The organism is Streptomyces huasconensis (assembly GCF_021028635.1).
In the GTDB taxonomy this organism is placed as follows: Bacteria; Actinomycetota; Actinomycetes; order Streptomycetales; family Streptomycetaceae; genus Streptomyces; species Streptomyces huasconensis.
This window is the reverse complement of the sequence record NZ_CP086119.1, coordinates 1,376,487-1,401,356: the sequence shown is the minus strand read 5'-3', so window position 1 is coordinate 1,401,356 and position 24,870 is coordinate 1,376,487. Positions and strand designations below refer to the sequence as shown.

The 24,870-nt window shown below is 72.2% G+C and carries 24 protein-coding genes; 19 read left to right on the top strand and 5 right to left on the bottom strand.

Annotated features, from left to right (window positions below; all coding sequences use genetic code 11):
- Positions 1–8 precede the first annotated feature (8 nt).
- From J2N69_RS06270 to J2N69_RS06210, 13 genes are all read left to right on the top strand, one after another.
- Entirely contained in the window at positions 9–1,055 is a 1,047-nt protein-coding gene (locus tag J2N69_RS06270; RefSeq protein WP_230899845.1) for a helix-turn-helix transcriptional regulator, read from the top strand.
- 11 nt (positions 1,056–1,066) lie between these two features.
- Entirely contained in the window at positions 1,067–1,324 is a 258-nt protein-coding gene (locus J2N69_RS06265) for a hypothetical protein (protein ID WP_230904605.1), read from the top strand.
- A gap of 9 nt (positions 1,325–1,333) precedes the next feature.
- Positions 1,334–1,531, top strand: coding sequence for a G protein-coupled receptor family protein (locus J2N69_RS06260; protein WP_127911309.1), 198 nt, complete (start codon positions 1,334–1,336; stop codon positions 1,529–1,531).
- Positions 1,532–1,736: 205 nt separating this feature from the next.
- Positions 1,737–2,018, top strand: coding sequence for a Sec-independent protein translocase subunit TatA (tatA, locus tag J2N69_RS06255; protein WP_127911308.1), 282 nt, complete (start codon positions 1,737–1,739; stop codon positions 2,016–2,018).
- Between the two features lie 92 nt (positions 2,019–2,110).
- Entirely contained in the window at positions 2,111–3,004 is an 894-nt protein-coding gene (gene tatC, locus J2N69_RS06250; RefSeq protein ID WP_127911322.1) for a twin-arginine translocase subunit TatC, read from the top strand.
- A 23-nt stretch (positions 3,005–3,027) separates the two neighbouring features.
- Complete coding sequence (locus tag J2N69_RS06245) at positions 3,028–3,918, top strand: diacylglycerol kinase (RefSeq protein WP_230899844.1); 891 nt, start codon at positions 3,028–3,030, stop codon at positions 3,916–3,918.
- A gap of 68 nt (positions 3,919–3,986) precedes the next feature.
- Positions 3,987–6,797: a DEAD/DEAH box helicase gene (locus tag J2N69_RS06240; RefSeq protein WP_230899843.1), complete on the top strand. Its 2,811-nt coding sequence runs from the start codon at positions 3,987–3,989 to the stop codon at positions 6,795–6,797.
- Between the two features lie 544 nt (positions 6,798–7,341).
- Positions 7,342–7,701, top strand: a complete 360-nt coding sequence (locus J2N69_RS06235) for a hypothetical protein (RefSeq protein ID WP_230899842.1) — start codon at positions 7,342–7,344, stop codon at positions 7,699–7,701.
- A 225-nt stretch (positions 7,702–7,926) separates the two neighbouring features.
- Entirely contained in the window at positions 7,927–9,588 is a 1,662-nt protein-coding gene (locus tag J2N69_RS06230; protein ID WP_230899841.1) for an ATP-binding protein, read from the top strand.
- Positions 9,585–9,992 carry a roadblock/LC7 domain-containing protein gene (locus tag J2N69_RS06225; RefSeq protein ID WP_230899840.1) on the top strand — a complete coding sequence of 136 codons (408 nt, stop codon included), beginning with the start codon at positions 9,585–9,587 and terminating at the stop codon, positions 9,990–9,992. Before J2N69_RS06230 ends, J2N69_RS06225 begins: the two co-directional genes overlap by 4 nt.
- Complete coding sequence (locus J2N69_RS06220) at positions 9,989–10,432, top strand: DUF742 domain-containing protein (protein WP_230899839.1); 444 nt, start codon at positions 9,989–9,991, stop codon at positions 10,430–10,432. The genes J2N69_RS06225 and J2N69_RS06220 overlap by 4 nt, the downstream gene beginning before the upstream one ends.
- Entirely contained in the window at positions 10,413–11,036 is a 624-nt protein-coding gene (locus J2N69_RS06215) for a GTP-binding protein (RefSeq protein ID WP_230899838.1), read from the top strand. The genes J2N69_RS06220 and J2N69_RS06215 overlap by 20 nt, the downstream gene beginning before the upstream one ends.
- Positions 11,037–11,131: 95 nt before the next feature.
- A complete protein-coding gene (locus J2N69_RS06210; protein ID WP_230899837.1) occupies positions 11,132–12,616 on the top strand; it encodes a cytochrome P450 in 1,485 nt (494 codons plus the stop codon).
- A gap of 18 nt (positions 12,617–12,634) precedes the next feature.
- On the opposite strand, the gene J2N69_RS06205 is transcribed toward J2N69_RS06210, so the two are convergent.
- Entirely contained in the window at positions 12,635–13,579 is a 945-nt protein-coding gene (locus J2N69_RS06205; protein ID WP_230899836.1) for an RluA family pseudouridine synthase, read from the bottom strand.
- 105 nt (positions 13,580–13,684) lie between these two features.
- Between J2N69_RS06205 and J2N69_RS06200 the strand changes: the two genes are divergently transcribed.
- On the top strand, positions 13,685–14,359 hold the full coding sequence (locus J2N69_RS06200; protein WP_408056679.1) for a GNAT family N-acetyltransferase: 675 nt from the start codon (positions 13,685–13,687) through the stop codon (positions 14,357–14,359).
- A 72-nt stretch (positions 14,360–14,431) separates the two neighbouring features.
- Here the strand turns inward: J2N69_RS06200 and J2N69_RS06195 are convergent, their stop codons facing one another.
- Both J2N69_RS06195 and J2N69_RS06190 read right to left on the bottom strand, forming a co-directional pair.
- Positions 14,432–15,268, bottom strand: a complete 837-nt coding sequence (locus J2N69_RS06195; protein ID WP_230899835.1) for a siderophore-interacting protein — start codon at positions 15,266–15,268, stop codon at positions 14,432–14,434.
- A gap of 53 nt (positions 15,269–15,321) precedes the next feature.
- Entirely contained in the window at positions 15,322–16,260 is a 939-nt protein-coding gene (locus J2N69_RS06190) for a 5'-3' exonuclease (RefSeq protein WP_408056678.1), read from the bottom strand.
- A 235-nt stretch (positions 16,261–16,495) separates the two neighbouring features.
- Here J2N69_RS06190 and J2N69_RS06185 point away from each other — a divergent pair, with 235 nt between their 5' ends.
- From J2N69_RS06185 to J2N69_RS06170, 4 genes are all read left to right on the top strand, one after another.
- Positions 16,496–17,590, top strand: coding sequence for a quaternary amine ABC transporter ATP-binding protein (locus J2N69_RS06185; RefSeq protein WP_230899834.1), 1,095 nt, complete (start codon positions 16,496–16,498; stop codon positions 17,588–17,590).
- Positions 17,583–20,195, top strand: coding sequence for an ABC transporter permease/substrate binding protein (locus tag J2N69_RS06180; protein WP_230899833.1), 2,613 nt, complete (start codon positions 17,583–17,585; stop codon positions 20,193–20,195). The genes J2N69_RS06185 and J2N69_RS06180 overlap by 8 nt, the downstream gene beginning before the upstream one ends.
- A gap of 343 nt (positions 20,196–20,538) precedes the next feature.
- Positions 20,539–21,114 (top strand): helix-turn-helix transcriptional regulator, encoded by a 576-nt coding sequence (locus tag J2N69_RS06175; protein WP_230899832.1) that lies wholly within the window; start codon positions 20,539–20,541, stop codon positions 21,112–21,114.
- A gap of 1 nt (position 21,115) precedes the next feature.
- On the top strand, positions 21,116–21,868 hold the full coding sequence (locus J2N69_RS06170) for a helical backbone metal receptor (protein ID WP_230899831.1): 753 nt from the start codon (positions 21,116–21,118) through the stop codon (positions 21,866–21,868).
- On the opposite strand, the gene J2N69_RS06165 is transcribed toward J2N69_RS06170, so the two are convergent.
- Positions 21,795–22,967 carry a TDT family transporter gene (locus J2N69_RS06165; protein ID WP_230899830.1) on the bottom strand — a complete coding sequence of 391 codons (1,173 nt, stop codon included), beginning with the start codon at positions 22,965–22,967 and terminating at the stop codon, positions 21,795–21,797. The genes J2N69_RS06170 and J2N69_RS06165 overlap by 74 nt on opposite strands.
- 70 nt (positions 22,968–23,037) lie before the next feature.
- Between J2N69_RS06165 and J2N69_RS06160 the strand changes: the two genes are divergently transcribed.
- Positions 23,038–24,027, top strand: a complete 990-nt coding sequence (locus tag J2N69_RS06160; RefSeq protein ID WP_408056677.1) for a LysR family transcriptional regulator — start codon at positions 23,038–23,040, stop codon at positions 24,025–24,027.
- A gap of 141 nt (positions 24,028–24,168) precedes the next feature.
- Here J2N69_RS06160 and J2N69_RS06155 read toward each other — a convergent pair whose 3' ends face one another.
- Positions 24,169–24,855 (bottom strand): gamma-glutamyl-gamma-aminobutyrate hydrolase family protein, encoded by a 687-nt coding sequence (locus J2N69_RS06155; protein ID WP_230904602.1) that lies wholly within the window; start codon positions 24,853–24,855, stop codon positions 24,169–24,171.
- Positions 24,856–24,870: the final 15 nt, after the last annotated feature.

The following is a 24,870-nucleotide window of genomic DNA, read 5'->3' as shown; positions in this document are numbered from 1 at the left end:
GAAGACCAATGGCCTCGAACGCCATCGACCAGACGCGGCGGATGCTGTCGCTGGTGACCTATCTGCGCGAGCGCCCCGGCGCCCACGTCGGCGACGTCGCCCGCGCCTTCGGCATCACCCCGGACGAGCTGATCTCCGACCTCGACGTGCTGCCCATGTGCGGGACCAGCTTCCGCGGCGGTGACCTGCTCGACATCGACACCGACGGCGACCGCATCTGGTGGCACAACCCCGACGACGTGGCGGCCCCGCTGCGGCTCGCCGCCGACGAGGCCACCGCGCTCCTCGTGGCGGCCCGCGCCGTCGCCACCCTGCCCGGCCTGCGCGAGAGCGACCGCCTCGCGCTGCTCCGGGCCACCGCGAAGCTGGAGACCGCGGCCGGTGAGGCGGCGGGCGCCAGCTCCCGCCTGTCGGTGACCTTCGAGTCCGAGGGCGGCGTCTTCGCCGACGTCGACCGGGCCATCTCCGAGCGCCGCAGGCTCTGGATCCGCTACTACTCGCCCGCGCGCGACGAGGTCACCGAACGCGAGATCGACCCGATCCGCCTGGTGAGCGTAGGCCACACCTACGTGGAGGCGTGGTGCCGCCGCTCCGAGGCGCGCCGCACCTTCCGCCTCGACCGCGTCGCCGAGATCAAGATCCTCGACGAGCCGTCCGCGCCGCCCGAGGTCGAACTGCGCGACCTGTCCGAAGGCCTCGTCCAGCCCGCCGCCGAGGACCCCGAGGTCGTCGTCGAGGTCGGCCCCGGCGGCCGTTGGGTCGCCGAGTACTACCCCCACGACAGCGCCGAGGAGCTGCCCGGCGGCGGCCTGCGGATCACCCTGCGCACCCCCGAACCGGCCTCGCTGCGCCGCCTCGCGCTGCGGCTCGGCAGGGACGGCCGGATCGTCTCGCCGGCCCAGCTCGCCGACAGCGCCCGGCAGGCGGCACGCGAGGCCCTCGCCGCCTACGACCAGGACAGTGCCCAAGGCGCCGACGGGCCGTACGGCCAGGCGCCGGCCGAACCGTCGTACGACCAGAGCCAGGCCCACAAGCGGCAGGAGCAGGGGAGTTGAGTTCACCGATCATGTCCGGACTGCCGGGAGTGCCGGCGCAGCGGTCCGCGCCCGTCCTCTTCACGGCCGCCTGCACCGACTGCCGCGCCCGCTTCGAGCTCTCTGCGGGGGCGCTGCGCCTGGTGATGGGCGCCAGCCGCCGTACGACCTTCTACTCCTTCACCTGCCCCGAGTGCGGGGCCGCGGTGCGCAAGCCCGCGGGGGAGCGCATCGTGGAACTCCTCACCGACGGCGGGGTGCGGACCTTGCGTCTGCACTCGACCGTCTAGGCTCGGCGCATGTTCTGGGCGATGCTCGCGATCGCGGCGGGCTTCTTGGGTCTCGCCGTCCTCGGCGTGATGGCGGTCAAGGTCTTCGTGGAGGCCCAGCGCCTCGCACGCCAGGTGACGGAGACCACGCGGCAGATCAACCGGGCGGCCGAGGACCTGGAGAAGGCGGCGGCCACAGTGGCCCGTGCGGGAGGCGGGGCTCTTTAGCGTCCGCGGCCTGTCAACTCCCTAAGACGTGCGGGTACGCTGCGAAAGCGGCCCGGATCGAGGCGGGGGCCGCACCCGGAGTACGCGCGGGGATTGCCGTGCGTTTACCCCGGGGGGTTACGATCGCTGACAGCGGAGATCGGATATATGTCCGGTCTGCCTGGCAACCAGACTCCTGTCGCCTCGGTGAAGAAGGTAAACAGCTATGGGTAGGCTCGGCCCCACCGAGATCGTTCTCATCCTCGTCGTCATCGTCCTGCTGTTCGGAGCCAAGAAGCTGCCCGACATGGCGCGCTCCCTCGGCAAGTCGGCCCGCATCCTCAAGAGCGAGGCCAAGGCCATGAAGTCCGAGAGCAAGGACGACGCCGCCGCTCCGGCCGACCCGCCGAGCGACCCGGTCGTCCAGCAGCGCACCATCCAGGCGGCCCCCGGCGACGTGACCAGCTCGCGTCCGGTCGCCGAGCCGACCGACACGACGAAGCGCTGATCCAAGGCCGGCGACGGCCGGCCTGCCGCACGAGATGAGGACGTGGGTTGCTCAAGTCTGCCCGCAAGAAGGAGAAGGACCCCGAGGGACGGATGCCCCTCGCGGAGCACCTTCGCGAGCTCCGCAACCGGCTCGCCAAGGGGCTCCTCGCGATCACGGTCGTGTCGATCGTGGCGGCTTTCTACAGCCAGGACCTCATGGAGTTCCTGGCTGATCCCGTGCCGCGCTGCGAGCCCGGCATGAAGGTGACCGGCGGCCACTGCGCGAAGGTGACGTTCAACGACCTGCTGTCGCCCTTCACCACCACGGTGAAGGTCAGCCTCATGGTCGGCATCATCGTGTCCAGCCCGGTCTGGCTCTACCAGCTGTGGGCCTTCGTCGCCCCCGGCCTGCACAAGCACGAGCGGAAGTACACCTACTGGTTCGTCGCCGCCGCCGTGCCGCTCTTCTTCGGAGGCGCCTGGCTGGCGTACACGATCCTCCCGGTCAGCATGCGCGTCCTGCTCGGCATCACGCCCGACGGGGCGGAGAACCTCCTCCCGATGGACACGATCCTCGACTTCACCGTCAGGATGGTCCTCATCTTCGGCATCTCGTTCGAGCTACCGCTGCTCCTGGTGATGCTCAACATGACGGGCATGGTGACCGGCCGCCGCATGGCCACCTGGTGGCGCGGCGTGGTCATGGGCGTCTTCATCTTCGGCGCGGTGGCGACCCCGACCACCGACCCCGTCGGCATGATCGCCCTCGCGGGACCGATCGTCGTCCTCTACTTCATGGCCGTCGGCATCTCCCTCCTCAACGACAGGCGCCGCCGTCGCAACGACCCCGACGCCGAGCTGGACGACGACGAGGCCTCCGCGATCGACCTCACCCCCGAGGCCATCGGCGGGATCGAGCCCGTCGCCTCGGCCAAGGCCCTGCCCGAGCAGGCGGGCACCGGCCGGGCCGATCACCGCGTCAACGGTTTCGACGACGTGACGTGACATGACCTTGTAGGGTCCCCGCCGTGACCGGCGAGATCACCCTCTTCGTCAACCCCACCGCGGGCCGCGGCCGGGGCGCCCACGCGGCGCAGCCGGCCGCTTCCGCTCTGCGGGACCGTGGTTTCCGCGTGCGGACGGTCATCGGTGAGGACGCCCCCGACGCGCTGCGGCGGGCCCGCGAGGCCGTCGAGGGCGGTACGGGGGCGCTGATAGCCGTCGGCGGCGACGGCATGGTGAGCCTCGCGCTCCAGGCCGTCGCAGGGACGCGCACCCCGCTCGGGGTGATCGCGGTCGGCACCGGCAACGACTTCGCGCGGGCCCTCGCCCTGCCGGTGCGCGAGCCGGGCGCCGCGGGGCGGCTCGTCGCCGAGGCGCTCAAGAAGGCCCGCACCCGCTCCATCGACCTCGGCAGGGTGGGCGGCACCTGGTTCGGGACCGTGCTCGCGTCCGGCTTCGACTCGCGGGTGAACGACCGCGGCAACCGGATGCGGTGGCCCGCGGGCCGCTTCAAGTACGACCTGGCGATGGCCGCCGAGCTGGCGGCCTTCAGGCCCGTTCCGTACCGGATCACGCTGGACGGCGGCGACGTCCACGAGACGGAGGCCACGCTGGTCGCCGTCGGCAACGGCTCCTCGTACGGCGGCGGCATGCGGATCTGCGCCGGGGCCGAGCCGGACGACGGGCTCTTCGACATCACCGTGGTCGGGCCGTGCAGCCGTACGACGCTGCTCAAGGTGTTCCCGCGGGTCTACAAGGGCACGCACCTCGGCCACCCCGCGGTCACCGTCCACCGGGCCGCCACGGTCGAGCTGGTCGCGCCCGGGACCACGGGGTACGCGGACGGGGAGCCGCTGGGCGCGCTGCCGCTGACCGTCGAGTGCGTGCCGGGGGCCGTGCGGGTCCTGGCCCCCTGAGCGCCCCCGCCGGGCTTGCGGATAATGATCGTCCGTTGTCAGTGGTGGCCGGTAGTCTCGAAAGCACGATGACAGAGGATCTCTCACCGGCCGAGCGGTACGCGGCGGCGCGCAAGCGCGCTGTCGAGCAGGCCACCGCACTCGCCTCCTTCCGCGAGATGTACGACTTCGGCCTCGACCCCTTCCAGATCGAGGCCTGCCAGGCGCTGGAGGCGGGCAAGGGCGTGCTCGTCGCCGCTCCCACCGGTTCGGGCAAGACGATCGTCGGCGAGTTCGCCGTGCACCTCGCCCTCCGCCAGGGCAAGAAGTGCTTCTACACCACGCCCATCAAGGCGCTCTCCAACCAGAAGTACACCGACCTCGCCAGGCGGTACGGCGCGGACAAGGTCGGCCTCCTCACCGGCGACAACAGCGTCAACAGCGACGCCCCGGTGGTCGTGATGACCACCGAGGTCCTGCGGAACATGCTGTATTCGGGCTCGCAGTCGCTGCTGAACCTCGGCTATGTCGTCATGGACGAGGTGCACTACCTCTCCGACCGCTTCCGCGGCGCCGTCTGGGAGGAAGTGATCATCCACCTCCAGGAGTCGGTCACCCTGGTCTCCCTCTCGGCGACGGTGTCGAACGCCGAGGAGTTCGGCGACTGGCTCGACACGGTCCGCGGCGACACCGAGGTGATCGTCTCCGAGCACCGGCCCGTGCCGCTCTTCCAGCACGTGCTCGCCGGGCGCCGGATGTACGACCTCTTCGAGGAGGGCGAGGGCCACAAGAAGGCGGTCAACCCCGACCTCACGCGCATGGCCCGCATGGAGGCCAGCCGCTCGTACAACCCGCGCGAGCGCCGCAAGGGCAAGATGGTCCGCGAGGCCGACCGCGAGCGCGAGCGGCGCCAGCGGTCCCGGATCTGGACGCCGGGCCGCCCCGAGGTCATCGACCGGCTCGACGCGGAAGGCCTGCTGCCCGCCATCACGTTCATCTTCAGCCGCGCCGGCTGCGAGGCGGCCGTCCAGCAGTGCCTGTACGCGGGCCTCCGGCTCAACGACGACGAGGCCCGGATGAAGGTCCGCGAGATCGTCGAGGAGCGGACCAGCTCGATCCCGGACGAGGACCTGCACGTCCTCGGCTACTACGAATGGCTGGAAGGCCTGGAGCGCGGGATCGCCGCGCACCACGCGGGCATGCTGCCCACCTTCAAGGAAGTCGTCGAGGAGCTGTTCGTACGCGGCCTCGTCAAGGCCGTCTTCGCCACCGAGACCCTCGCCCTCGGCATCAACATGCCCGCGCGCAGCGTGGTGCTGGAGAAGCTCGTCAAGTGGAACGGCGAGCAGCACGCCGACATCACCCCCGGCGAGTACACCCAGCTGACCGGCCGGGCGGGGCGGCGCGGCATCGACGTCGAGGGCCACGCGGTGGTGCTCTGGCAGCGCGCCATGAGCCCCGAGCACCTGGCCGGGCTCGCGGGCACACGCACGTACCCGCTGCGCTCCAGCTTCAAGCCGTCGTACAACATGGCGGTGAACCTCGTCGAGCAGTTCGGGCGGCACCGCTCGCGCGAGCTTCTGGAGACGTCCTTCGCGCAGTTCCAGGCCGACAAGTCGGTCGTCGGGATCTCCCGGCAGGTGCAGAAGAACGAAGCGGGCCTGGAGGGCTACAAAGCCTCCATGACCTGCCACCTCGGCGACTTCGAGGAGTATGCCCGGCTGCGCCGCCGGCTCAAGGACCGCGAGACCGAGCTGGCCAAGCAGGGCGCGGCCCAGCGCAGGGCGGCCGCCGCCGCCTCTCTGGAGAAGCTCAAGCCGGGCGACGTCATCCACGTGCCCACCGGGAAGTACGCGGGCCTCGCCCTCGTCCTCGACCCGGGGCTGCCCGCCGGCCGGGCCAACGGCCACCGCGGCTTCGACCACGTGGACGGCCCGCGGCCCCTCGTGCTCACCGCCGAGCGGCAGGTCAAGCGGCTCGCGTCGATGGACTTCCCGGTGCCGGTCGAGGCCCTGGAGCGGATGCGCGTCCCGAAGTCCTTCAACGCCCGCTCGCCGCAGTCCCGCCGCGACCTGGCGTCCGCGCTGCGCACCAAGGCCGGGCACATCGTGCCGGAGCGGCACCGCAAGGGCCGTGCGGCGGCCGCCGACGACCAGGAGATCGCCCGGCTCCGCGCGGAGCTGCGCGCCCACCCGTGCCACGGCTGCGACGAGCGCGAGGACCACGCCCGCTGGGCCGAGCGCTATGACCGCCTCAAGCGCGACACCGCCCAGCTGGAGCGCCGCATCGAGGGGCGTACGAACACCATCGCCCGCACCTTCGACCGCATCGTCGCGCTCCTCACCGAGCTGGACTACCTGCGGGGCAACGACGTCACGGAACACGGCAAGCGCCTCGCCCGGCTCTACGGCGAGCTGGACCTGCTGGCCAGCGAGTGCCTGCGCGCCGGGGTCTGGGAGGGCCTCGCCCCGGGCGAACTGGCCGCATGTGTCTCGGCGTTGGTGTACGAGTCGCGGGTCGGTGACGACGCGCTGGCCCCGAAGCTGCCGTCCGGTGCCGCGAAGGCGGCGCTGGGGGAGATGGTGCGGATCTGGGGCCGTCTCGACGCGCTGGAGGAGGAGTTCAGGATCAACCAGGCCGAGGGCGTCGGGCAGCGCGAGCCCGACCTCGGCTTCGCCTGGGCGGCGTACATGTGGGCGAGCGGCAAGGGCCTGGACGAGGTGCTCCGCGAGGCGGAGATGCCGGCCGGTGACTTCGTCCGCTGGTGCAAGCAGGTCATCGACGTGCTCGGCCAGATCGCGGCGGCGGCTCCCCGCGAGGGCAGCACGGTCGCGAAGAACGCCCGCAAGGCGGTCGACCAGCTGCTGCGCGGCGTGGTGGCGTACAGCTCGGTGGGCTGACGCGACCCGGATGGCAGTGCGCCCGCGCGGGGCGCCGACTCCCGCGCCCCGCAAGGGCGTTGGCGCACGATGGCCGTACTGACGTGCCAGTGTGCCGGGGTGCGCGATGACCATGCGCCGGAGCCTGCCGCCGCAGGAGCGGTCGCCGTGGCAGGAGCGGGAGGTCCCGCCACGGCGAGCGGCGCCGGTCGGCATCCCCATGGAGGGCTTCCCCCCGCCCTTCCCGGTGCGGCTTCCTGCGGCTGGTGATCGAGGGCGAGACGGTGAACATGGCGTACGTCGACCTCGCGCCCCCGGGGGAAGCCGTTCGGTCGGACGGTTCTGCTGCACGGCAAGAACTTCGACGGCGGGGCGTGGAAGCCGGCCGCGCGGGCGTGCGCCCCGCCGGGTACCGCGTCGTCGTACCCGACCGGATCGGCTTCGGGCGGTCCTCGAAACCGGCCCTGGCGTAGCACACCTCCGGCCTGCTCGCGTCGAACACGGTGGCGCTCCTCGATCGCCTCGGCGTCGAACGGACCTATGTCGTCGGGCACTCCATGGGGGCATGTTCGCCGTCCGCTTCGCCCTGCGGCCCCCGGCGCGCACCTGCACACTCGTCCGCGCGTTCTGCCGCGCGTACGTGGTCCACCGGCGCCCGGCGTACGAACGCACCGTCGAGATCCACCATCGGGTCACCCTCGGCGCCGAGTGCCCGCGTTGGGCCATAGCCGCCGCCCTCAGCTACCGGATGGCGTACCACCACCTGGTGGCGGCCGACCTGCCGGAGCCGTGGCTTCCCGTGCTGCTCGTCATCGGGCGGCGCCACCGCACGGCCATCGGTAAGCCGACCGTAACTCGCCCGCAAGGCGCCGGAGTTCACCGCGTCGCCTGTCGTTCGAAGGTGTCACTCCACGTGTTCGAATGATCGCCAGGCGTGTAAATGGAGCGAGTGTATTCCTGTCGGCCGGGCCCGTGCAGGGGGTTGCCGAATATGACTCGGCGATGTTTGCGGCGGACTAAGCTCGCCCGGAGCGCGGCGAGTTGAAGTGAGTTGCGCCGAAATTCGCGCGCTTGTTCGCAGATCTTTCGATAGTTCGTTTTTGCTCCCCCCTTCCCCGAGTTCCCCAAGACGACTGTTCAGAGGGCATACATGGTGAGTGTTCAATCGCCTCCCGGTGGCCGAGAAGTCCCCTACACGCGCGTGCTGTTGCTGCCCGCCATGCTGATGGCCGCGGCGACCGGAGCCGCGGTCGCGGCGGTGACCGAGCCGGCCCGGCTCGCGGTCGGCTCGTGCGGCGCCGTGGCGACGCTCATGGTCATCGTGGTCGGCATCGAAGCCGTGCGGCGCGGCCGGACCATCCGGAGCGAGCGCGCACAGTACGCACAGCGACTGACCCACCTCGAAGGGTGCATCGCGGCCCACGAGGGCGAGATGATGCGACTGGGCCGGGAAATCCTGCCCGACGCGCTGTGGCGGCTGCGGCAGGGCGAAGGGCCCATCGACGTGATCCGCAACGTCGTCGACAAGAGCGGGGTGCACCGCGATCTGCCCGAGACGCACCGCGTACTGCTCCGGGTGATCCTCAACACCCTGGACGACGAGGAGTCGAGGCGCGAGTCCGCGCAGCGCGCCTTCGTGAACATCGCCCGGCGCGTCCAGTCGATCGTCCACCAACAGGCCGCGGAGCTGCGGGAGATGGAGGAGTTCCACGGCCGCAACCCCGAGGTCTTCGACGACCTCCTGCGCATCGACCACGGCACCGCGCTGATCGGCCGCCTCGCCGACTCCATCACGGTCCTCGGCGGCGCCCGGCCGGGCCGCCAGTGGCCCAACCCCGTACCGCTGTTCAGCGTGTTGCGCGGCGCCATGTCCCGCATCCTCGACTATCCGCGCGTGGCCCTGCACTCGATCGCCGACGTCGCGATCAAGGGCACCTCCGTCGAGCCGCTCATCCACGCCTGTGCCGAACTCCTCGACAACGCCACCCGTTACTCGCCGCCGCACACCAAGGTGCACGTCACCGCCATCGAGGTGCAGACCGGCATCGCCATCGAGATCGAGGACGGCGGCGTCAGCCTCAGCGAGGAGGCCCGTGGCCGGGCGGAGCACATGCTGGCGCAGGCCCAGGCGGGCATCGGCCTCAACGACCTCGGGGAGACGCCGCGCCTCGGCATGGCCGTGGTCGGCCGCCTCTCGCAGATGTACAACATGCAGGTCGCCCTGCGGCAGTCCGCGTACGGCGGCGTCCGCGCGGTGCTCATCGTGCCGCGCGAGATGATGACCACCGGGCCCGCCCCCGGCCTCGCCCACGGCATCGGCGCCTCCGCCGTGCCCCGCGTGGACAACAGCGGCCGGCTCATCGAGGAGCCCGCCCGCAACATCCGCCGCAAGAAGCCCCGCGTCGTCACCGCGGGCCCGCCGCTGCGCTCCCAGCGCGAGGCGGTCATGGGCGACGACGTCCCCGAGGTCACCGAGTGGACCGAGAACGGACTCCCGCAGCGCCGCAGCCGCGTCACGATGACCCTCAAGGAGCGGTACGCCCGGGAGGCCGAGGCCCAGCGGATCGCCGAGGCGCACGCCGCCGCGACCGCGCCGCCCCCCGCGCCCAAGAAGCAGACGACCGAACCGGGCCTGTGGGTCGAGGCGTTCATGAAGGGCGTCAAGGGTGAGGGCACGGGCGGCCCCGATCCGTCCGCCGCCCCGCAGGGGACCACACCCCCGCAAGGGACCACATCCCCGCCGGGAACCACCCCTCCGCAGGGAACCACCCAGAACAACCACGGCAACGCCGACGAGGGGGGCTGGCAGTGATCCAGCAGCGCGCCAATTTCGACTGGATGCTGAAGGAGCTCGCCGACGGCGTGCCGCAGACACGGCAGATCGTGGTGCTCTCCGCCGACGGACTGCGCATCGCGCGCTACGGCGGCGACCCGGACGCCGCCGACCGCATCGCCGCGGCCTGCGCCGGTCTGCAGAGCCTCGCCACCGCCGTGGCCACGGAGATCCCGCACAGCGACGGCGGGATGAAGATGGTCATCATCGAGATCGACGGCGGCTACTTCTACATGATGGCCGCCGGCGCGGGCGCCTATCTGGCGGTGCTCGCCGACGTGACCGTCGACGCGGGCCTCGTCGCCGCCCGGATGCGCGACCTCGTCGTACGCATCGGGGCGCACCTGACGAGCCCGCCTCGGCGTGACGGGCAGGCCGTATGACTCCTCCGCAAGGCCCGCTGCCCGGCCCGGCGAACGGGGAGCCGCCGTCCCGGCGGGACGCGCCCGCCCGGGACGCCCCCGCCCCCGACGCCCCTCCCCAGCGCGAGCGACGCAGCCCGGACAACCCCGAGCGGCTGTACATCCTGACGGGCGAGGACTCCGAGCGGGCGCCCCTCGACCTGGTCACGCTGATCGTCGCCGACGGCGAGGCGGCTCCCACGGCGCAGCCCGAGCACGCGGCCGTGCTGCGGCTGTGCCGGACGCCGCTCTCCGTCGCCGAGCTGTCCGCGTACATGGCGCTGCCCTTCAGTGTGGTGACCGTGGTCCTGACCGAGTTGCTCGCGGCCGAACTCGTGCAGGCGCGCGCGCCCATCGTCCGCTCCGCGCTCCCCGACCGATCCCTCCTCGAAGCGGTGATGCATGGACTACAGAAGCTCTGAGAGCACCGACACGATCACCGGCCCGCGCAGCGAGGACGTCCTGCCGCACACGGCCGCGGCCGCCGTGAAGGTCGTGATCGTCGGCGGGTTCGGGGTCGGCAAGACGACGATGGTCGGCTCGGTCAGCGAGATCCGTCCGCTGACGACCGAGGAGACGATGACCGAGGCGGGCATCGGCGTCGACGACAACTACGGATCGGAGTCCAAGACGGCCACCACCGTCGCCATGGACTTCGGCCGCATCAGCATCTCCGAGGAACTGGTGCTCTACCTCTTCGGCACCCCCGGCCAGGAGCGCTTCTGGTTCCTGTGGAACGGGCTCTTCGAAGGAGCGCTCGGCGCGGTCGTACTCATCGACACGCGCCGCCTCGAAGTCAGCTTCGACGTGATCGGGCGCCTGGAGGAGCGCGGCGTGCCGTTCGTCGTCGCCGTCAACGACTTCCCGGACGCGCCGCAGCACCCCGTCGAGACCCTGCGCAAGGCGCTGGACCTGGACCTCGCGGTGCCGATCATGGCCTGCGACGCCCGCCGCAGGGAGTCCAGCCGGGACGTCCTGATGACCCTGATGCGCTACCTGCACTCCCTGACCGTGGCCCGCGTCTGATCCCTGACCTGGCCCGACCGTGGCCCGCGTCCGACCCGCCCCACCCTTGCGACAGCTGCCACCCACAACCCTTCCGCCACCCCGGAGCGACGACCGTGACGACCCCCTCCCCCTCCTGGCCCGGCACCGACGACCCCGCCGCGCCGCCCCCCGGCTGCCCCGCCCATGGCCTCGGCCCCGGCGGGCTGCGCCGCCTCTACGGCCCCGAGGCGGACAACGATCTGGCCGGTCTGTACGAGAAGCTGCGCGCCGAGCACGGCCCGGTCGCCCCCGCGCTTCTCCACCAGGACGTGCCGATCTGGGCCGTGCTCGGCCACAGCGAGAACCTCCACATGGTCCGCACGCCCTCGCAGTTCACCCGGGACTCGCGCATCTGGCGCGCGGTGCGGGACGGCAGTGCCGGGCCCAACCATCCGCTCGCGCCCGTCTTCACCTGGCAGCCCATGTGCAGCTTCGTCGAGGGCGGCGAGCACCAGCGGCTGCGCGGAGCGGTCACCGACGCCATGGCGGGCATCGACCACCGCGGCGTCCGCCGCTACATCAACCGCTACACGAACCAGCTGCTCAACGACTTCTGCGAGACCGGCCGGGCCGACCTGGTCAGCCAGTTCGCCGAGCACCTGCCGATGATGGTGATGTGCCACGTCCTCGGCATGCCCGAGGAGTACAACGAGCGGATGGTGCAGTCGGCCCGCGACATGATCAAGGGCACCGACACGGCCATCGCCAGCAACGCGTACATCATGGAGGTCCTCACGGGCCTCGTGGCGCGGCGCCGCGTCCAGCCCGAGGAGGACTTCGCCACCCGGCTCATCGCGCACCCGGCGCAGCTCACCGATGACGAGGTCGCCGCGCATCTGCGGCTGGTGCTCATCGCCGCCTACGAGGCCACCGCCAACCTCATCGCGAACGTCCTGCGGATGGTCCTGACCGACCCCCGCTTCCGCGCGCAGCTCAGCGGCGGCCAGATGACGGTCCCCGAGGCGGTTGAGCAGTCGCTGTGGGACGAGCCGCCGTTCACCGCCATGATCGGCTACTTCGCCAAGCAGGACACGGAGCTGGGCGGCCAGCGGATCCGCGCCGGCGACGGCCTGATCCTCGGCATCGCGCCGGGCAACGTCGATCCCGTCGTACGCCCCGACCTCGCCGCCAACATGCGGGGCAACCGCTCGCACCTGGCGTTCAGCGGCGGGCCCCACGAGTGCCCGGGGCAGGACATCGGCCGCGCCATCGCCGACACGGGTGTCGACGCGCTCCTGATGCGGCTGCCGGACGTCGAACTGGACGTGCACGAGCGGGAGTTGCGGTGGACCTCGTCGATCCTCTCGCGGCATCTGGTGGAGCTGCCGGTGCGGTTCGTGCCGCGCCCTCCGCAGGACGTCACGGTGCGGCCGTACGCGCAGCTGCCCCGGCCCCGCGAGGAGTGGCACATCTCCACGCCGCCGCCCCAGCCGCCGCCCCCCGCCGCCCCGGCCCCGCTGCCGCAGGCCGCCCCGCCCGCGGACCCCGCGCCCGCACCGCAGCCGGTGCAGGCCCAGGGGGCGTGGCGGCGCTTCGTCACCTGGTGGCGCGGCAACTGAGCCCGGTCGGCGGGCCGGCTACCGGGCCCAGTCCTCGTACGCCGACCAAGCGCCCAGCGTCCGCCCGCTCACGAAGCGGTGCCGGGCGCCGGTCACCGGGTCCGTGAACTCCAGCACCCGCGCGAGGAGTTGCAGGGGCCGCCGGAAGTCGTCCGGCTCCGCGGGGCCGGTCACCACCGGGTAGAGCGGGTCGCCGAGGATCGGCAGGCCGAGCGCGTTCATGTGGACGCGGAGCTGGTGGGTGCGGCCGGTGTGCGGGGTCAGGCGGTAGCGGCCGAGGGCGCCGCGGTGCTCGATGAGTTCGACGCGGCTCTCGCTGTTCGGCTCGGCGCCCTCGACCTCGTAGGCGGCGATGAGCCCGCGCTCCTTGACGATGTGGCTGCGGACGGTGCGGGGGAGCGGCACGCGCGGGTCGTGGGGCGCCACCGCCTCGTACTCCTTGTGTACGAGGCGGTCGCGGAACAGCGTCTGGTACGCGCCGCGTTCCTCGGGCCGCACGGTGAACAGGAGCAGCCCGGCGGTCAGCCGGTCCAGGCGGTGGGCCGCGCTCAGCGTCGGGATGCCGAGCTGTACGCGCAGCCGGGCGAGGGCCGTCTGCACGACGTGGCCGCCGCGCGGCATGGTGGCGAGGAAGTGCGGCTTGTCCACCACCACGATGTGCTCGTCGCGGTGGACGACGTCGAGGGCGAACGGCACGGTGACCTCCGGCGGGAGCTCCCGGTGGAACCAGACGAAGGCGCCCGGCGCGTACGGGGCGTCCGGCGCGACCGGCGTGCCGTCCGCGCCGACGATCTCGCCGCCGCGCAGCATCGCGTCGATGACGCCGGGCCCGGCCGCGAGCCGCTCCACCAGATGGTCGCGGACCGTTGGCCACGCCCCGCCGGACGGCAGCCTGACCCTGACCGGGTCGACGCCGTCGCGCTGGGGCAGAGGGGCGGGCGGGATGCGGGGCTTGTGTCTCATCAGGAGCCCAGCGTACGGGGCGGCGCCGCAGGTCAGGGCGGGGTGTCGGCCGCGGGGCCCGGAAAACCGGTGCCGTCGCGCGCGCTCCCGGTGCACGATGAGGCCATGCCCCTCAAGGTCCCCGATGTCGTCGCCCCCGGTACCCTCGCCCGCCGGGAGCAGCCGACGCTCCCCGCCCCCGGCGGTCTGACCCTGCGCCCCTGGGCGCCCACCGACGCCCCCGCCGTGTACGAGGCCTTCCAGGACCCCTTGCTCCAGCGCTGGCACGCCCGCGTGGCCGACTCCGAGAGCGAGGCGCTCGGCTGGATCGAGGACTGGCGGGGGGCCTGGGCCGGTGAGCGCCACGCGCACTGGGCGATCACCGACACCGCCACGGACCGGCTCGTCGGACGGGTCGCCCTGCGGCAGATCGAGCTGGCCGACGGCCAGGCCGAGATCGCCTACTGGACGGTGCCGTCGGCGCGCGGCCGCGGCGTCGCCTCACGCGGCGTCGAGGCCCTCACGCGCTGGGCCTTCGACGAAGTGGGCCTGCACCGCCTGGAGTTGACGCACGCCACGGCTAACGAGGCGTCGTGCCGGGTGGCCCTGCGGACCGGCTTCGCCGCGGAGGGCACCAAGCGCGGCGCGGTGCTGCACGCGGACGGCTGGCACGACATGCACCTGCACGCGCGCCTCGCGGAGAACGGGGGGAGTGGGCGCCCCGCAAGGGGCGCGGGCAACTGCGCGAGGACGGACCACGGCCGACCGTCGGCCACGGACATCAGCCCCTACGGCCATTGACCGACCGGCCCCGCGGAGCGAAACGCCGCAAGGCCTTCGGGGCCGACGGCAGGTCGCGGAGCCTGCCAGCGCCTACGCCGCGCTCTCCTGCTCCGCCTCCACCTGCGCGTTCCACTCCCGCTTCGAGGCCTGCCAGCCGTCCTCGTTGTGGCCGAGGCGCCAGTACCCGGAGATCGACAGGCGCTCGCGCGGGATCTCGCGCTCCACGCGGAGGTAGCGGCGCAGTTCCTTCACGAAGCCCGCCTCGCCGTGGACGAAGGCCTGGACGTCGCCCCGCGGGAACTCCAGGGAGCGTACGGCCTCGGTCAGGGCCTGGCCCACCGGGCGGCCCGCGCGGTGCAGCCAGACGATCTCCGCGTCCGTGGCGATCTTCTGCTCCTCCACGGGGCCCTCGACCTCCACGAAGATCCGGGCGGTCGCCCCGGCGGGGAGCGCCTCGGCCGCGGCGGCGATCGCGGGCAGGGCGCTTTCGTCACCGGCCAACAGGTGCCAGTCGGCGGCCGCGTCCGGGGCGTAGCCGCCACCGGGGCCGAGGAAGCGGATCGTGGTGCCCGCCTCGGCCTCGTGCGCCCAGGGGCCCGCGAGGCCCTCGTCGCCGTGGATGACGAAGTCGAGGGCCAGCTCGCGGGTCTCGGGGTCCCACCAGCGCACCGTGTACGTGCGGGTGACCGGCCACTGGTCGCGCGGGAACTCCTCGCGGATGCGCTGTATGTCGAAGGGCGTCGGGTAGGTGACGCCCTCGGCGTCGAAGAGCAGCTTCACGTAGTGGTCGGTGCACTCGCCCGCGGAGAACTCGGCGAGGCCTTCGCCGCCGAGCACCACCCGCTGCATGTGCGGGGTCAGCCGCTCCGTGCGGACGACCCGCCCGACGTGGGTCTTCGGTGCTGTGCGTGCCGGACGTTCTGCCATCGGCGACGGCCTCCCCTGATCCCTGGATACTTAGGCTTACCTAAGCTAGCACTTCAGCTCTGGAGCGTGTGGAGAAGCCGCTGGAGCGAGCCGCCCAAGTTCCACCGCTCGGCCAGCTCTTCGAGCGCGGCCGGGTCGCGCGGCGCGCGGGGGAGTGCCACGTCGACCTCGGGCAGCGGCACGTCGCCGGCGACCCGGACGACCTTCGGGGCGACCGCCACGTACGCCCGCGACTCGTCGAGCCGCCTGCGCTGCGACGGGGTGAGCTTCGACCTCGGGTCGTCGACCGCGGCCATGATCCCGGCCAGGTCGCCGAAGGCGTCCAGCAGCTTGGCCGCCGTCTTCTCGCCGATGCCGGGTACGCCGGGCAGGCCGTCGCTCGGGTCGCCGCGCAGCAGGGCGAGGTCGACGTAGCCCGGGCCGTCGACGCCGTACTTCTCGCGGAGCCAGGCCTCGTCGGTGATCTGGAGCGTGCCGACGCCCTTCAGGGGATAGAGGACGCGGATGCCCCGCTCGTCGTCGACCAGCTGGTAGAGGTCGCGGTCGCCGGTGACGATGTCCACCGGGCCCGTGGCGCGCGCCGCGAAGGTGCCGATGACGTCGTCCGCCTCGTACGCCGCGACGCCCACGCGCGCGATGCCGAGCGCGTCCAGGACCTCCTCGATCACCGGGACCTGCGGGGCGAGGGTGTCGGGGATCTCCTCGGCGTCCGGGCCCTGCGGGGTCTCCTCGGCCACGCGGTGCGCCTTGTAGGAGGGGATGAGTTCGACGCGCCAGTGCGGGCGCCAGTCCGCGTCCATGCAGGCGACGAGGTCGTCCGGGCGGTGGTCCTGGACGAGGCGGGCGATGAAGTCGAGCAGTCCGCGCACGGCGTTGACCGACGTGCCGTCCGGGGCCTTCACGGAGTCGGGGACCCCGAAGTAGGCCCGGAAGTAGAGGGAGGCCGTGTCGAGGAGCATGAGCCGTCGTGTTCGCTGAGTCACGGTGCGCATCATGCCGCACGGCACCGACACCCGGCCTCGACCTGGGACGACGACATACGGACCGGTCGCGAGGTGAGCTGGGTCACTTCTGCGTTTGCTTCTCCCGACTTGGGGCAGGCGCGCCGCCGGAGTGCACCCCGTCGAGCTTTCAACATTTCGACCGGGCAAGTGAGCAGAGGTCACGGCGCTCCACGGCCCTCCGGCGGGGGAGGCGGGCCGTCTTGGTTCAACCCGAGAGGTGTATGTGTCCAGGCTGAAGGCCGAGCACTTGTACAAGGTGTTCGGCAGACGACCCGCCGACGCGGTGGAGCGACTCCGCCACGGAGCCGACCGGGAGGAGCTGCGCGCCGACGGCACCACCGCCGCCGTGATCGACGCCTCCTTCGAGGTCGAACCGGGCCAGATCTTCGTCGTCATGGGTCTCTCCGGGTCCGGCAAGTCCACGTTGCTGCGCATGCTCAACGGGCTGTCGACGCCGACGGCCGGTCACGTCCGCTTCGACGGTCAGGACCTCACCGAGCTGAGCGCCCGCGAGATGCGCGCGGTGCGCTCCAAGAAGATCAGCATGGTCTTCCAGCACTTCGCGCTCTTCCCGCACCGCAGCGTGCTGGAGAACGCCGGTTACGGCCTGGAGGTGCAGGGCGTCCCGCGCGCCGAGCGCGAGCGGCGCGCCACCGAGGCGCTGGAGCTCGCCGGGCTCAAGGGCTGGGAGAAGTCCTGGCCCGACGAACTGTCCGGCGGCATGCAGCAGCGCGTGGGCCTGGCTCGCGCGCTCGCCACCGACGCCGACCTGCTCCTCATGGACGAGTCGTTCAGCGCGCTCGACCCGCTGATCCGCCGCGACATGCAGGACCAGCTCCTCGAACTCCAGAAGCGGCTGAAGAAGACCATCGTCTTCATCACCCACGACCTCAACGAGGCCATGCGCCTGGGGGACCAGATCGCCGTCATGCGCGACGGCCGCATCGTCCAGATCGGCAACGCCGAGGACATCCTCGTCACCCCGGCCAACGACTACGTCGCCGCGTTCACGCAGGACGTCGACCGCTCCCGGGTGCTCACCGCCGGCGCGATCATGGCCGACCCCGCCGGTGACTACGTGCGGACCGACGCCCCCGCCACCGTCACCGAGGACACCCCGATCATCGAGCTGTTCACGCCCTGCTCCACCAGTGACGTGCCGGTCGCCGTCACCGACGCCGACGGCAAGCTCGTCGGCGTCGTCCCGCGGACGCGGCTGCTCGCCGTCCTCGGTGAGCCGATGACCTCCGAGGGCGAGCCGCAGGCCCCCGAGGACGAGCAGCCGCAGGAGAGCAAGAAGGTGGTCAGCGGTGCCTAGGATTCCGTTCGGCGAGTGGGTCAACGACGCCGTCGACTGGCTGCTCAGCCACATGGCCTGGCTGTTCGACTTCTTCCAGACCGTCTTCCAGGGCGCCTACGACGGCATAGCCGACGTGCTCCAGGCGCCCGAGCCGCTGCTGCTCGCGGGCATCTTCGCCGTCATCGCCTTCTGGCTGCGCGGGGTGGTCGCCGGCGTCCTGACGTTCGCGGGCTTCGCGTTCATCATCTCGCTGGAACTGTGGGACCACGCGATGATGACGCTGGCCCTGGTGCTCGTCGCGACGGTCATCGCGCTGGCCATCTCCGTGCCCGTGGGCATCTGGGCCGCCCGGTCCAGCACGGTCAGCGGCGTCGTCCGCCCGGTGCTCGACTTCATGCAGACGCTGCCGGCGATGATCTACCTCATCCCCGCCATCCTCTTCTTCGGGATGGGCGCCCCCGCGGGCATCGTCGCCACCCTGATCTTCGCCCTCGCCCCCGGCGTCCGCATGACGGAGCTGGGCATCCGCCAGGTCGACAAGGAACTGGTCGAGGCCGCGGACGCCTTCGGCACCACGCCGCGCAACATCCTGCTGCGCATCCAGCTGCCCCTCGCCCTCCCCACGATCATGGCCGGTGTCAACCAGGTCATCATGCTGGGCCTCTCCATGGCCGCCATCGCGGGCATGGTCGGCACCGAGGGCCTGGGCGCCGACGTCAACGAGGCCATCGGCCAGCTCAACGTGGGCCTCGGCTCCGAGGCGGGCGTCGCCATCGTCATCCTGGCGATCTACCTGGACCGGATGACCAGCTCGCTGGGCACCCAGGTCTCCCCGCTGGGCCGCCGCGCCGCCGCCAAGGCGCGTGCCGCGCGGGGCCTGAACATCTGGACCTACCGCCCGCAGGCCGCGGTCGCCGTGGTCGGCGTGGTCGTGCTCGCGCTCGTCGCGGGCGGCATGGGCGTCTTCGGCGGTTCGAAGTCCGGGGAAGCGGCCACGGGCGACAAGAACGTCGGCCAGGGCAAGCGGATCAACATCGGCTACATCCCCTGGGACGAGGGCGTGGCCTCCACCTTCCTCTGGAAGGAGATCCTGGAGCAGCGCGGGTTCACGCCGCAGACCAAGCAGCTGGAGGCGGGCCCGCTCTACACCTCGCTGGCCCAGGGCAGCGTCGACTTCCAGACGGACGCCTGGCTGCCGACGACGCACGCCGCGTACTGGAAGAAGTACGGCGACAAGCTGGAGGACATGGGCGCGTGGTTCGGCCCGACCTCGCTGGAGCTGTCCGTGCCCTCCTACGTGAAGGGCGTCGACTCCCTGGCGGACCTCAAGGGCAAGAGCGGCACGTTCAAGGGCAAGATCGTCGGCATCGAGTCGAGCGCCGGGATGATGGGCCTGCTCAAGGACAAGGTGCTCGGGGAGTACGGCCTCGACAAGGAGTACAAGGTCGTCGACGGCTCCACGCCCGCGATGCTGGCCGAGCTGAAGCGCGCGTACGCCAAGAAGGAACCGATCGTCACCACGCTCTGGTCGCCGCACTGGGCGTACAGCGACTTCGACCTGAAGAAGCTCAAGGACCCCAAGGGCGCCTGGGGCAAGGGCGACGGCGTGCACACGCTGGCGCGCAAGGGCTTCTCCGAGGAGAACCCCCTGGTCGCCAAGTGGCTGAAGGACTTCAAGATGAGCGAGAAGCAGCTCACGGGTCTGGAGGCGGAGATCAACAGGGCGGGCAAGGGCAAGCAGCAGGAAGCCGTCCGCGCCTGGCTGAAGCAGCACCCGGGCGTCGTGGACAAGCTGGCCCCGCTGCCCGACACGTCCACGCCCGCCGAGGCGAAGCGTCCGCTGAACGCCGCGTACTTCGCGTGGGACGAGAACATCGCCGTCACCAATCTGTGGAAGCGCGTCCTGGAGAAGCGCGGCTACAAGATGAAGCTGACGCCGTCCGACGTCGGCCCGGTCTACACCGCGCTCGCCCAGGGCGACCTTGACCTGGACCTCGACGCCTGGCTGCCCACGGCCCAGAAGCAGTACTGGGAGAAGAACAAGGCGGACCTCAAGGACCTGGGCTCCTGGTACAGCCCGACGTCGCTGGAGATCGCCGTCCCGTCCTACGTCAAGGACGTGAAGTCGCTGGCGGACCTCAAGGGCAAGGGCGACACGTTCAAGGGCAAGATCATCGGCATCGAGCCCGGCACGGGTGTGATGACGGCGCTCAAGGACAAGGTCCTGCCCGGCTACGGCCTCGACAAGGAGTACAAGATCGTCTCCGGTTCGACGCCCGCGATGCTCTCCGAGCTGAAGTCGGCGTACGCCAAGAAGGAGCCGGTCGCGGTCCTGCTCTGGTCGCCGCACTGGGCGTACAACGAGTACGAGCTGACCAAGCTGAAGGACCCCAAGGTCGCCTTCGGCAAGGGCGACACGATCCGCACGATCTCCAGTAAGGAGTTCCCGGAGCAGTACCCGCGGCTCACCAAGTGGCTCAAGGCCTTCAAGATGAGCGAGAAGGAACTGGCCGGCCTGGAGAACGAGATCAACAAGGCGGGCAAGGGCAACGAGCCCGAGGCCGTCGACGCCTGGCTGGAGAAGAACCCGGGCTTCGAGGAGAAGATGACCTCCGCGAAGTAGCACCGGCCGGACGATTCCGCTCCGAGGGGTGGGCCTCGCCTTGCGGCGAGGTCCACCCCTTTTTGGTGCGGCGCTCGACCGGGCCGTGCGCGTGGTGATAATCGAGGGACAGGGGAGGCGGGGCCACTGCGGCAGCCGGGACACCCCCGCGTACGACCCCGTCGGCGGCCGAGCCGAGGGTTCCGCCCCCGGCGAGGCCGGAGAGCTGCTGTACTGACACAGGCCGTAACGGCGCCCGGCACCGGTCGCGGCAACAGAGCGGAACCGTTTGGCGAACATGCGTAGGGTGCAGAAAACCCGTCAGGGTTGAGAGTGGACCGACGCGCTGAAGGGAGCCGAGGCGATGGACGAGCACAAGGAGACCCTCCGGGTGGGCTCGGCCGTGCGGCGCCGCCGCCGCCAGCTGGAGCTCACCCTCGCCGTCGTCGCCGAGCGCAGCGGCCTGTCGGTCCCGTTCCTCAGCCAGATCGAGAACGAACGCGCCCGGCCCAGCAGACGCTCCTTGCAGCGCGTCGCGGACGCGCTGCGCACCACCGACGTGGAGCTGCTCGCCGCCGCCGACCCGGCCCGCACCGTCGAGGTGGTGCGCGCCGACGACGACACCGACCTGACCGGTTCGACACCCGAGGCGCGCGTGCGGGAGCTGACCCGCGGCCACCACCAGCTACACGTCCTCGAATTCATCGGCGACCACGACGAGGGCCGCGAATTCCAGCATCGCAACGACGAGTTGATGTACGTCGTCGAGGGCGCCGTCGAGATGGAGGCCGAGGGCCGCGCCTACCGCCTCGGGCGCGGCGACAGCCTGTTCCTCACCGGAGGGGTGCGCCACCGCTGGCGGGCCACGGTGGTGGACACCCGGGTCCTGGTGGTCGCCGTGGGGGACCACATCGAGGCGGTGGACGACGGAGGGCGCTGACGTGCCGCTCGCCGCCACTTCGGCCCGGACCCCGCCGCGGGTCGTCTCCCTGGTGCCCTCGCTGACGGAGGCGGTCGCCGTGACCGTGCCGGGCGCGCTGGCCGGGGCCACCGACTGGTGCAGCCATCCGGTGGACCTCGACGTGACGCGGGTGGGCGGTACGAAGAACCCGGACGTGCCCCGGATCATCGCCCTCGCGCCCGACCTGGTGATCGCCAACGAGGAGGAGAACCGCGCCCCCGACCTGGCCGCGCTGCGGGCCGCGGGCATCGAGGTCCTCGTCACCGAGGTGCGGACGCTCGACCAGGCCTTCCAGGAGCTGAGCCGGGTCCTCACCGCGTGCGGGGCGGGGTCGCCGCCCTGGCTGGCCGAGGCCCGGGCCGCGTGGGCCGACCCGCCCCGCGCGGCGGCCCGGCTCCGGGCGGCGGTGCCCGTCTGGCGGCGGCCGTGGATGGTGCTCGGCCGCGACACGTTCGCCGGGGACCTGCTGGCGCGTCTGGGCGTCGACAACGCGTACGCCGGACACGCCGAGCGCTACCCCCGTGTCGCCGTCGAGGAGCTGCGCTCGGCCGGCCTCGACTTGGTGGTGCTGCCCGACGAGCCGTACCGCTTCACGCGCGACGACGGCCCCGAGGCGTTCGAACCGGGTACGCCGGTCGCGCTGGTCAGCGGCCGCCACCTCACCTGGTACGGCCCGTCGCTGACCAAGGCCCCGGCAGTGCTCGGCACGGCGCTGCGAGCAGCCTGCCCGTGAGGGTGCCGCGCACGGTGTGGGTCAGGGCCGTCGCCCAGGCGAGCACCAGGAAGGCGTAGAGGCCGGCCGCCAGCCAGTCGAAGGCCGGGAGGCCCGTGTGGGCGCCGAGGCCCTCGGCGCCCGTCACGCAGGTGCCGACCGGGAAGGTGAACGCCCACCAGGTCATCGCGAAGCCCATGCCGTCACGCCGGGCGCGCCGCACCAGGGCGGCCGCGAGCGCCAGCCACAGCAGCGCGAAGCCCAGCACGGGAACGCCGTAGAGCACGGCGAAGATCAGGAAGCCCTGGTCGAGCGGGGCGGGCACGACACCGGGCGCGGCGTCCGCGAACTTGTTGGCGGCCGTCGTGGACTGGCCCAGCGGGCCGAGCACCAGGAAGAGCGTGGGGGTGAGCGCCGTGGGCAGCGGGCCCGCGGTCACCAGGCGGGCGAAGACCAGCGGCAGCATCAGCAGCGTGGCGAGCAGGCTCAGGCCGAACAGCGCGCAGCAGGCGTACAGCAGCGTCCGCTGGGCCTGGCCGGAGGGCAGGTGCGGCAGGAGCAGCGGGCCGACGGCCGCCGAAACCATCGGGGCCACCACGGGCAGCAGCCACACGGGCGAGGCCTGGTCGGCGGCCACGCGGTGCCTCACCACCATCAGATACGGGACGGCGACGGCCGCGGCGAGTCCGAGCGCGGTGCCGACGCCGAACAGCACGGCACCGATCGGAACGGCGGCGCCGGTGCCGATCCAGTCCTTGCCGACGGTCAGCGCGCCACCGCCGACCGCCAGTAGCGCCATCGGCAGACAGCCGTAGAAGGGCGCCATCGTCGGGTCGAGGAGGTGCGCGCGGGCCTGGTCGCGGTGGTGGAGCCAGTGCGCGGCGCGGGCGGTGAGCAGCACGGCGAGCATCAGGAGGGAGAGCGCCCAGACGGCGGCGCAAACCGTGCGCAGCCCCGGGAACGAGTACGGGAGTGTGGCACCGGCGCTGGCGACGACGGCGGTGCCCATGACGGACGCGTACCAGTTCGGCCCGAGGTGGCGGACCGCCGGGAGGCGGGGACGGAGGCGGAGGGCGGCGGTGGCGGGGGCCGGAGGGGCGGGGCGGACGGCGGTGACCATGCGTCCACGGTCTTACGGGGGCGGGGCGGCCACCAGGGAGTATTGACCTATGGGGGCATAAGCTGCCTTTATGAGCCAGCCCGCTTTCTCCGCGCCCGCTCCCTCTCCCGTTCCCTCGTCCGCGCCGGCGGAGGCGTCGGGGCCGGTGCCGCCGCTCGCGCACCGGGTGCCCGACCTCGGGGCGCTCCAGCTGCTGCTGGCCGTGGCCCGGCTCGGCAGCCTCGGGCGGGCCGCGCGGGAGCTGGGCATCACCCAGCCCGCGGCGAGCAGCAGGGTCCGTGCCATGGAGCGGCAGCTCGGCGTCGCGCTCGTCGACCGGTCACCGCGCGGCTCGCGGCTCACGGACGCCGGGGCGCTCGTCACCGACTGGGCCGGGCGGATCGTGGAGGCGGCGGAGGCCTTCGACGCCGGGGCGCAGGCGCTGCGTGACCGGCGGGACTCGCGGCTGCGGGTCGCGGCGAGCATGACGATCGCCGAATACCTGCTGCCGGGCTGGCTGATCGCCCTGCGAACCCAGCGGCCGGACACGGCGGTCTCGCTGCTGGCCGGCAACTCCGCGGCGGTGGCGGCCCGGCTGCTCGCCGGGGAGGCCGACCTCGGCTTCGTTGAGGGGCTCACCGTGCCCGGCGGCCTCGACGGCGTGGTCATCGCCCATGACCGCCTGGTCGTCGTGACGGCGCCGGGGCACCCCTGGGCGCGGCGCGGGAAACCGCTGGCCGCCGAGGAACTGGCCGCGACGCCGCTGATCCTGCGCGAGGAGGGGTCGGGCACCCGGCAGGTCCTCGACGCGGCACTCGGCGGCCTCGCCCGCCCGCTGATCGAACTGTCGTCCACGACGGCGGTCAAGGCGTCGGCCGTCAGTGGGGCGGGCCCCTCGGTCCTGAGCGAACTCGCGGTGGGGGAGGAGCTGGCCGCGCGGCGCCTGGTGGAGATCCCCCTGAAGGACGTCCGCCTGCGCCGGGAGCTGCGGGCGGTCTGGCCGACCGGCCACCGCCCGGCCGGGCCCGGCCGGGACCTGCTGACGCTGACGCGGGGCGGGAAGGGGCAGGGGACGGCCTGACGCGCGCGGCAGAGGCATGGCTCGGCGGAGCCCCTGCTCAGCAGGGCCGGGCCCTGAAGGGTCCCCGCTCCAGCGGAACCACCGCCCCGGTGGTGCTGCCGACCCTGCGGGCCTTCCAGGGCGCGGCCGTCGTCGACCGGCTCAGGAGGCGGCTCGGACCAGCGCGGCCATGACGCGGGTGTCCGTGCCCATCTCCGGGTGCCACTGCACGCCCAACGCCCAGGACGGGGGCGGGAGTTCGATGGCCTCGGGGGTGCCGTCCGCCGCGTACGCCGATACCGTGAGGCCCTCGCCGAGGCGGTCCACGGCCTGGTGGTGGTAGGTCGGCACATCGGTGGAGGCGTCCGGCACGATCGACTCGTACAGCGTGCCCGGCACCGGCTTCACCGCGTGGGCGCCGAAGACGCCCGGCGCCACGGTGTGCCCGTCCATGTGCTGCACCAGCGTGCCGCCGAGTGCCACGTTCAGCAGCTGCATGCCCCGGCAGATGCCGAGCAGAGGCTTCCCGGCCTCCAACGCGGCCTTGATCAGGGCGAGTTCCCAGGCATCGCGCTCCCGCGCCGGCGGCCCCGTGTGCTCCTCGCGCTCCGCGCCGTACCGCACGGGCTCGACGTCGGGCCCGCCCGAGATGACCACGCCGTCGAGACGGGCGACGACGGACGCCGCGTACGCGGGATCGTCCGGCGGCAGCAGCGTGGCGATGCCGCCCGCCCGCTGCACCAGGCGCGGATACCCGGCCGGCAGCAGGACCGAGGGCAGCTCCCACACCCGCCAGGTCGCCTTCTCCTCCAGGTAGGTGCTGACGCCGATCAGCGGCCTGCCGCTCACTGCGTTCTCCTTCAC